The organism is Sphingomonas sp. CCH9-F2, from assembly GCF_001556735.1.
GTDB classification, from domain to species: Bacteria; Pseudomonadota; Alphaproteobacteria; order Sphingomonadales; family Sphingomonadaceae; genus Sphingomonas; species Sphingomonas ginsenosidimutans.
Window position 1 is genome coordinate 1 of record NZ_LSJO01000008.1, and the last position, 6,071, is coordinate 6,071.

Below are 6,071 nucleotides of genomic sequence, written 5' to 3' on the forward strand. Positions count from 1 at the left end.
ACCGCCGCGACCCGATGGTGACCGCGATCGCATCCAGCGTCGAGGTGATCGGCTCCAGCCCGCCGACCGCGCGGCTGAACAGCGCGACGAACACGATCGCCTCCACCGTCCACGACGCCCAGCGCGGGATGCCGACGCCGCGCATCAGCTGGTGCGTGGTCAGCGCAGCGGCGCTGCCCAGCGCCAGCCCGATCGGCGCGCCAGCCCACGGCGACCAGCGGTGCGCGACCAGCACCACCGCCAGCAGCAGCGCGGCCGTGCCGTGGCGGACGATCAGCCCGAGCCTCGGGCGCAGCCCCTCACCGGTGTGGCCGGCGACATGGTCCTTCCACCAATCCGCCAGCTTCGGGCCGAGCGCGCGCCCCGCCGCCACGCCGATGGCAAGCGCCAGCACTACCAGTGCGCCGGCGACCGCCGCCTCCACCGCCTGCGCGCGATCGGGTAGCGGGATGCCGTAGCGCGCCAGCGCGGCGATCAGCTCGTTCATCCGCGCGCGCGCCGGAACGCCGCCAGCCCGCGATCGAGATCGGCGATCAGGTCGTCGGGATCCTCCAGCCCGATCTGCAACCGCACCAGCGGCCCGGCGAAATCGGGGGTGGTGGCCGTGCGATAGCGGTGCGGATCGACTGGCAGCGCGAGGCTTTCGTAGCCGCCCCAGCTGTAGCCGATGCCGAAATGCGCCAGCGTGTCGATCAACGCGGCGCGCGATCCTTCGTCCCCACCGTCCAGGACGAACGAGAACAGGCCGGACGATCCCGCGAAGTCGCGCGCCCACACGGCATGGCCGGGGCAGGAGGGCAGCGCCGGGTGCAGCACGCGCGCGACGCCGGGCTGCGCGTCCAGCCAGCGCGCGATCGCCAGCGCGCCGTCCTGATGCTGTTTCAGCCGCACCGCCATGGTGCGCAGCCCGCGCGACGCCAGCCAAGCGTCGTCGGGGCTGGTCACCTGCCCGAGCTGGAACGCGGTGTCGCGCAGCGCCGCGAACCGCCCCGGCGCGGCGGTGACCGACCCCAGCATGACGTCCGAATGGCCGACGACATATTTGGTGCACGCCAGGATCGTGTAATCGACGCCGTGCGCGATCGCGGGGAACAGCAGCGGCGTCGCCCAGGTGTTGTCGAGCACCGTCGCCACCCCGCGCGCGCGCGCCGCCGCGACGATCGCGGGGACGTCCTGCACCTCGAACGTCAGGCTGCCGGGGCTTTCCATGACGATCGCGCGCGTCGCCGGGCCGATCAGGTCGGCGATGCCGGCGCCGATCAGCGGATCGTAGAAGCGCGTGGTGATCCCCATCCGCCGCAGCAGCCCGCCGGCCATCGACCGCGTCGGGTCATAGGCGCTGTCGGTCACCAGCAATTCGTCGCCCGGCGACAGGATCGCGAGCAGGCAGCCGGCGATCGCGGCGACGCCGGAGGGGTAGAGGAACGTCCCCTCCGCGCCCGGTTCCAGTTCCGTCAGCGCGTCCGCCAGGCTCCATTGCGTCGGCGTGCCGCGCCGGCCGTAGAACAGCCGGTGGTGCGTGTCCTTCCCCGCGGCGGCGCGCAGCTGCGCGACATCGTCGTACAGGATCGTCGAGGCGCGCCACACGGGGGTGTTGACGATCCCGCGGGTCCATTCGTCGCGCCGCCCGGCGGTGACGACGCGGGTGGCGGGCGCGAGGTCGTGCGCGTGATGGGTGTCGTCGCTCATGCCGCCCCCGTCGCCTTGGGCGTGGACGGATCGGCGCCCCATTCGGTCCAGCTGCCGTCATAGACCGCCGCCTCGCGGCCCAGAAGGTGCGCGCCGAACGCCAGCACGCTGGCGGTGATCCCCGATCCGCAGGTCATCGTCATCGGGCGGTCGAGGTCGATGCCGGCGTCGGCGAAGGCAGCGGCCAGTTCATCGCCGCGCTTCCACGTGCCGTCCGCGTGGAACAGCCGGTCGTACGGCAGGTTGCGCGCACCCGGCATGTGACCGGCGGCGATGCCGGGGCGCGGATCGGCTTCCTCGCCGGTGAAGCGCGCGGGCGAGCGGGCATCGACCAGCTGCTCCGACCCGTCGGCGACGATCGCGCGCACCGCAGCCATGTCGCGGATGCCGACGCCGACCTCGCGCGGGGTGGCGTGGCGCGGGGCGGGGGCGCCGGGGCCGGCTTCCAGCGCGCGGCCTTCCGCCTTCCACGCCGCCAGCCCGCCGTCGAGGATCGCGACATCGGTGAAGCCGAACGCGCGCAGCATCACCCAGGCGCGCGCCGCGGTGTGGTGCGCGGCATCGTCGTACAGGACGATACGGGTGGCGTCGCCCAGCCCCAGCCGCGCCATCCGGCTGGCGAATTGCGCCGGGCCGGGCAGCGTCGAAGGTAGTGGGCTGGCGGTATCCGAAAAGCCGTCCAGATCCATGAACACCGCGCCGGGGATGTGCCCGGCGGCGAATTCGGCGCCGGCATCGCGCGGCGGCGCGCCCGGCAGCTTCACATGATAGGTGGCATCGGCGACGCGCAGGTCGCGCGCGCTCAGCTGGGCCGCGAGCCATTCGGTGGAGACGAGGGGTTCCATGCCCCCGTCATAGCCGCGCAGGGCGTGGAGGGAACAGGTCGCATTTCCGTGCGCGCGCGCCTATGTGCGCGGGCATGACACCGAAGTTCCTTGGCCAGGCCAGCACGCTTCCCGCATCGCCGGAGGAAGCGGCGCTCGACTACGTTCCCAACCCGCGCCCCGGCACCCACTATCTGGTGCGGTTCGTCCAGCCGGAATTCACCTCGCTCTGCCCGGTGACCGGCCAGCCGGATTTCGCGCATCTGGTGATCGATTACGTCCCCGGCGATACGATCGTCGAATCGAAATCGCTGAAGCTGTTCCTGGGATCGTTCCGCAACCACGCCGCCTTCCACGAGGATTGCACCGTCGGCATCGGCGACCGGCTGTTCCGCGAAATGGCGCCGCGCTGGCTGCGGATCGGCGGTTACTGGTATCCGCGCGGGGGGATGCCGATCGACGTCTTCTGGCAATCCGGCCCGCCGCCGGAGGGGGTGTGGCTGCCCGATCAGGGGGTCGCGCCGTATCGCGGCCGCGGCTGAGCGATCGGCGACGCGTCGGCCCGCCGCATCCCGCGTTCGATTGATCGCGATCAGCACGATTGCCGGTGGTTGCATTGCAGCATTATTGCAACCAACTGCTTCATGACGGGTTCATCGCTCCAAGTGCGTCGGTGAAACTCCCGTCGTGCTGCATCAGCGAAGGCAGAGGAATGAAGCAGTCGGCTATCCCGCAGGACGTCACGCATATCGCGCTCGTCGGCAATTTCCTTCCCCGCAAGTGCGGTATCGCGACCTTCACGACCGATACCTATACCGCGCTCAAGCGCCGTTTCCCGGACATGACGGTGGACGTCTATGCGATGGACGACCATCCGGGGCGCTACGATTATCCCGACGCGGTAACCGGCACGATCCCGCAGCATGACCGCGCCGCCTATCTGGCGACCGCGCGCGCGATCGAGGCGAGCGGCGCGCAGGCGCTGTGGGTCCAGCACGAATATGGCATCTTCGGCGGCGAGGCGGGGGCGCATATCCTGTCGCTGATCGACCGCGTGTCGATCCCGCTGGTGGTGACGCTGCACACCATCCTGGAAAAGCCGAGCGCGGCCGAGCGCACCGTGCTGGAAGGGCTGCTGCGCCGCGCCGCCAAGGTGATCGTGATGGCCGAGCGCGGGCGCGAGATCCTGGAGCGCGTCTATGGCGCGAATGCGAAGGCGATCGCGGTGATCCCGCACGGCGTGCCCGACCGCCCGTTCGTCGAGCCCGATTCGCTCAAGCACCGCTTCGGCTGGACCGGGCATCGTGTGATCCTGACGTTCGGGCTGCTGGCGCCGGGCAAGGGGATCGAGACGATGATCGAGGCGATGCCCGCGGTGGTCGAGAAGCACCCGGACGCGATGTACGTCGTGCTGGGCGCGACGCACCCCAATCTGGTCGCGCACGAAGGCGAGCGGTATCGCGATTCGCTGAAGGAGCAGGCCGACCGGCTGGGCGTGGGCGCGAACGTCGCGTTCATCGACGCTTTCGTCGAGCATGACGACCTGATCGACTATCTGCAGGCCGCCGACATCTATGCCACGCCGTATCTGAACCCGGCGCAGATCACCAGCGGGACGCTGAGCTATGCCGTGGGCGTGGGCAAGGCGGTCATCTCCACGCCTTACGTCCACGCGACCGAGATCCTGGCCGACGGGCACGGTGTGCTGGTCGACTTCCGCGATTCGGCGGCGTTCGCGCGGGAGATCAACGACCTGCTGGGCAGCAAGCGCAACATCGCGCGGCTGTCGGCGCGTGCCTATGCCCGCGGGCGGACGATGATCTGGTCGCAGATGGCCGAGACCGCGATGGCGGAGATCGTCGGCGGCATCGCGGCGCAGCCCGCGCGGCTGCGCGGTACGGCCGCGACGCGCAAGGTGCTTCCCGTCGACCTGACCGCGGTCGAACGGATGAGCGACGCGACGGGGATGCTTCAGCATTCGATCTTCTCCGTCCCCGACCGGCGCCACGGCTATTGCATCGACGACAATGCCCGCGCGCTGATGCTGATGAGCGCGGTGGAGGATTGCGACCCGGCGACGCGCGACAAATGGACCACCGTCTATGCCGCGTTCGTCCAATATGCGTGGAACCCCGACGCACGGCGGTTCCGCAATTTCATGAACTTCGACCGGACTTGGTGCGAGGATATCGGGTCGGAGGATTCGAACGGCCGCGCGCTGTGGGCGCTGGGCGTCACCGCGCGCGACGCGCATGAGACCAAGCATCGCGACTGGGCGCAGGCGATGTTCGATGCCACCGCCAGCCTGGCGCTGGAGCTGGAAAGCCCGCGCGCGCAGGCGTTCGCGATGCTGGGCGCGGCGGCGGTGCTGCAGGCCTCGCCCGGCCACCAGCTGGCGTCGCAGATCCTGCGGCGCTTCCCCGACGAGCATCTGGCGCTGCTTGACGCGGCACGGCGCCCCGAATGGGGCTGGTTCGAGATCGTGCTGGCCTATGACAATGCCCGCCTGCCCGAGGCGATGATCCGCGCCGGGGTGGCGCTGGATCGCCGCGACCTGATCGAGTGCGGACTGGACACGCTGGCGTGGATCGTCACCAAGCAGACCGCGCCGGAGGGCCATTTCCGCGCGGTGGGATCGGAAAGCTTCGGCCGCATCTACGCCGAGCCGCTGCCGTTCGACCAGCAGCCGCTGGAGGCGCAGGCGACGATCGATGCGTGCGCGGCGGCGTTCGACGCGACCGGCGACCGTCGCTGGTTCGACGAGGCGAAGCGCGCCTATGACTGGTATCTGGGTGCCAACGACCTCGACCTGCCGCTCGCCTCGCTGGGCGATGGCGGATGTTTCGACGGGTTGATGCCCAGCGGGCTGAACCGCAACCAGGGCGCTGAATCGATCCTGGCGCTGCAAATGGCGTCGTGCGCGATTTCGGGGCTTTCAAAGCGCGTGGAAAAAGTGGCAGGGACTGGGGTGCACGAACGGTCGGCCTGACGCCGATCGGACGAGCGAGCGTTACGTCCATAACGACGAGGCTGGTCCTTGAAGCTGTTCAACCACCGGCTGCGTCTGCATGCCGATCCGTCGCGAGTGGTGGTCCGACCCTTTCATATCGGGTGGATGGCGCCGCAGAATGGCGGCCCCAGCCGGTCGCAACGGCTTATCAGCGAGGTGGTCAGCATGTCGCCGCAGGAAGCGCGCGACCAGCTGGAACTGGTGCTGAAGGATTTCGAGGCGCGCCACTGGCAGACGCGCCGCGTATTCATGACCCGTTACGACGAGATCGCGTCGGCGCACGGGCTGGACGGCAGCCGCATCTCTGATGAGAAGCGGCAGCTGATCGGCGCCTATTTCTGCCACGAATACAGCTATGCCGCCGCTGCGCTGATGAATCCCAGCGTGGTGCCGCATCCCGACCAGAGCGGGATGGAGGATGGGGCGCAGCGCATCCTGATGTCGCTGCGCGCGGTGGGGGAGGGGCATATCTCCTCGGTCGCGTTCCGCGAAGGCATCATCACCAGCGACAATGAGCTGAAGCTGGCGCCCGAGCCGCCGTTCGCGAC

4 protein-coding genes and 2 pseudogenes are annotated in these 6,071 nt (G+C 69.7%); 3 read left to right on the plus strand and 3 right to left on the minus strand.

Annotated elements, in window-relative coordinates:
• The 3 genes and pseudogenes from AX685_RS00300 to AX685_RS00310 form a co-directional block, all read right to left on the minus strand.
• Positions 1-487 (minus strand): annotated as a pseudogene (locus tag AX685_RS00300) (mechanosensitive ion channel protein MscS); the annotation flags it as partial.
• Positions 484-1,689 (minus strand): cystathionine beta-lyase, encoded by a 1,206-nt coding sequence (gene metC / locus AX685_RS00305; RefSeq protein ID WP_066484272.1) that lies wholly within the window; start codon positions 1,687-1,689, stop codon positions 484-486. The pseudogene AX685_RS00300 and the gene metC, both read right to left, overlap by 4 nt.
• The gene (locus AX685_RS00310; protein WP_066484274.1) at positions 1,686-2,534 is read right to left on the minus strand and encodes a sulfurtransferase; all 849 of its coding nucleotides are present in this window, start codon (positions 2,532-2,534) and stop codon (positions 1,686-1,688) included. The genes metC and AX685_RS00310 overlap by 4 nt, the downstream gene beginning before the upstream one ends.
• A gap of 74 nt (positions 2,535-2,608) precedes the next feature.
• Here AX685_RS00310 and queF point away from each other — a divergent pair, with 74 nt between their 5' ends.
• The 3 genes and pseudogenes from queF to AX685_RS00325 all read left to right on the plus strand — a co-directional run.
• Positions 2,609-3,055: a preQ(1) synthase gene (gene queF, locus AX685_RS00315; RefSeq protein ID WP_066484278.1), complete on the plus strand. Its 447-nt coding sequence runs from the start codon at positions 2,609-2,611 to the stop codon at positions 3,053-3,055.
• A gap of 170 nt (positions 3,056-3,225) precedes the next feature.
• Positions 3,226-5,502: a glycosyltransferase family 4 protein gene (locus tag AX685_RS00320; protein ID WP_066484276.1), complete on the plus strand. Its 2,277-nt coding sequence runs from the start codon at positions 3,226-3,228 to the stop codon at positions 5,500-5,502.
• Positions 5,503-5,550: 48 nt separating this feature from the next.
• Positions 5,551-6,071 (plus strand): annotated as a pseudogene (locus tag AX685_RS00325) (glycosidase); the annotation flags it as partial.

Coding starts and splice junctions, on each gene's coding strand:
- metC (WP_066484272.1), bottom strand. CDS start 1,689: ATGAGCGACGACACCCATCACGCGCACGACCTCGCGCCCGCCACCCGC.
- AX685_RS00310 (WP_066484274.1), bottom strand. CDS start 2,534: ATGGAACCCCTCGTCTCCACCGAATGGCTCGCGGCCCAGCTGAGCGCG.
- queF (WP_066484278.1), top strand. CDS start 2,609: ATGACACCGAAGTTCCTTGGCCAGGCCAGCACGCTTCCCGCATCGCCG.
- AX685_RS00320 (WP_066484276.1), top strand. CDS start 3,226: ATGAAGCAGTCGGCTATCCCGCAGGACGTCACGCATATCGCGCTCGTC.